At 71.5% G+C, this 2329-nt stretch carries 2 protein-coding genes; one reads left to right on the plus strand and one right to left on the minus strand.

What is annotated here, in order from left to right; genetic code table 11:
* Positions 1-1120: response regulator (locus tag WA805_RS24210; protein ID WP_425243481.1), on the minus strand; the 1120-nt coding region annotated here is incomplete at its 3' end.
* Between the two features lie 134 nt (positions 1121-1254).
* On the opposite strand from WA805_RS24210, the gene WA805_RS24215 reads away from it, so the two are divergent.
* Positions 1255-2329, plus strand: a 1075-nt coding sequence (locus WA805_RS24215; RefSeq protein WP_425243482.1) for an ABC transporter permease, incomplete at its 3' end; no start/stop codon positions are given.

A 2329-nucleotide genomic window follows, 5' to 3' on the forward strand; every position in this document is an offset into this window, starting at 1 on the left:
CCGGCCCGGTTGACAGCCCGATGCCGAGGCCGAACTCCGGCAGCCCGATCGCCCGCCAGGACGCGTTGATGTCAGCCTGCAGCGCGTGCATGCCGGCCGCGGCGGCGACCGCGTGGTCCCCGTGGTCATCCTGCGGGAACGGCGCGCCGAACACGGCCATCACCGCGTCGCCGACGAACTGCATGACCGTGCCGCCCTCGCCGAGGATGGCCCGGTTCATCGCGGCCCTGTGCGTGTTGAGCTGGCTGGCCAGCTCCGAGGGGTCAGCGTGCTCGGCGATGGTCGAATACGACCTGATGTCGCTCATCAGCACGGTGACGAAGACCTTTTCCGTCTCGCCGATCCGCACGTCCGACGCGTTCCGCAGCTTCGACGCCAGCCCGGACGGCAGCAGCCGGGAGAGCGTCTCGCCCTGCTCCTCGCGGTCCACGATGGCCTGGTGCAGCAGGCGCAGCCGGTTCAGCGCGGTGTGGTCGCCCGCCGACACGCCGGTGGCGAGCTTGACGAAGACCGCCTCGACCTCCGCGTCGATCACCGACGGCGGCACCTTCCTGATGGCGGCGATCGCCTTGATCGTGCGGCCTTCGGCGATAAGGCTGAGCAGCAACTCCTCGGCGGACGACAGCCCGCCAGGGGTCAGCACCGGCCGCACCAGCGCCTCCACTATCTGCGGGTCGAGCGCTGTGCCGCCGGTGGCCACCGCGCGGATCGCGTCGGCCAGCTGGGTGCCCTCGGCGACCCGGTCCTTCAGCAGGTAGCCGTACCCGGCCGAGCCTTCGGCGAGCAGCGATACCGCGTACTCCGGGTCGTCGTACTGGGACAGGATCACTACGCCGGTGCCGGGGAACAGGGACCGCACCTCCTTGGCGGCGTCGATCCCCTCCCGCCGGAACGACGGCGGCATCCGCACGTCGGTGACCAGCACCTGCGGCTCGCTGGCGGCGCAGCCGGATACCACCCCGTCGTAGTCGGCGGCCACCCCGACCACGCGCAGGTCGGCGTTGCGCTCGATGAGCGCCTTGACTCCCTCGCGGACGATCAGGTTGTCGTCCGCGAGGAACACGTCGATTGCGCGGTTCGTCTGCCCTGATGTACCGGGCACCGCGGGATTCCGCTCCACGCTGCTAGTTTTCCCACGGAACACCCGCCGGGCGCCAGTGTGCGGACTACCCCAAAACGCGGTGGTGGTAGGCACACCAACCCGCGCGCGGCACCCCCCTACCGGTCGCCTGGGATCGCCCCTACGCTGCGCGTATGTTCGCTGTGGCGGTGCTCGTCGCGCACAAGCTGCGCGCCGGCTGGCGCGGCTGGACCGGCCTCGCGCTGATCATCGCGCTGGCCGGGGGAGCGGTGCTGACCGCCGCGGCCGGCGCGAGCCGCACGAACTCCGCCTACCCGCGCTTCCTCAGCCAGTCCCCTGCCTCGGACGTGCTCGTTTCGCCGACGAACTCAGGCGACCTCAGCTATGACGATGCGGTCGGCACGCTGGCCGGTGTGGCCGCCTCTGCCCCGGTTGCCGGGATTAACGTGATCCCGGTAAACGCCAAGGGCGTCCCGGTCAACGGCGCCATCATGTTCGTCCCGCCCGATGGCCGCTACGCACGCACGATGGACGTCCCTAGGATGCTGGCCGGGCGCCTGCCCAGCCAGGATGCCCCGCAGGAGATAGCCGTCGATCAGATCGCCGCGCAGCGGTTGCGCCTGCACGTCGGGTCCGTGCTGCGGATGGCGGCGCTGAACAGCTCGAACCACGTCCGCCCGCTCACCGAGCACGTCGTCGGCGTCCTCGTGACCCGCGGCTCGGTCGTCCCCGTCACGTACATCGACCAGGTGCCGCAGATCATGGGGAGCCTCGCGCTGTTCCGCGAGCTCGGCCCCGCCTACGTGGGGTTCGACGGCGTGTACGTGAAGCTGAAGCCGGGCGCCTCCGTCGCTGCCTTCACCGCGGCCGCGCAGCAGCTCGCACAGCGCTACCCGGCGACCGGGAAGCAGGTCTTCGTCGCCGACGAGGCGACGCAGGCGGCTACCATCGAGCGCGCGATCCGGCCGCAGGCGGTGGCCCTCGCGCTGTTCGCGCTCGCCCTAGCGCTCACCGCGCTCCTCATCATCGGCCAGGCGGCGGCCCGCACCCTGCTGACCGCCACCCAGGACAACGGCACGCTGGCGGCCCTCGGCATGACCCGCCGCCAGCTGTTCACCGCGAGCATGACGGAGACGGCCGCGGCCACGGTCGCCGGCGCCCTCGGCGCGGTCGTGATCGCCATCGCCGTGTCCCCGCTCACCCCGATCGGCCCCGCCCGGCTGGCCGAACCGGATCCGGGAATCAGCG

Origin of the sequence: Trebonia sp., from assembly GCF_049794275.1 — a bacterium.
Lineage (GTDB): Bacteria > Actinomycetota > Actinomycetes > Streptosporangiales > Streptosporangiaceae > Trebonia.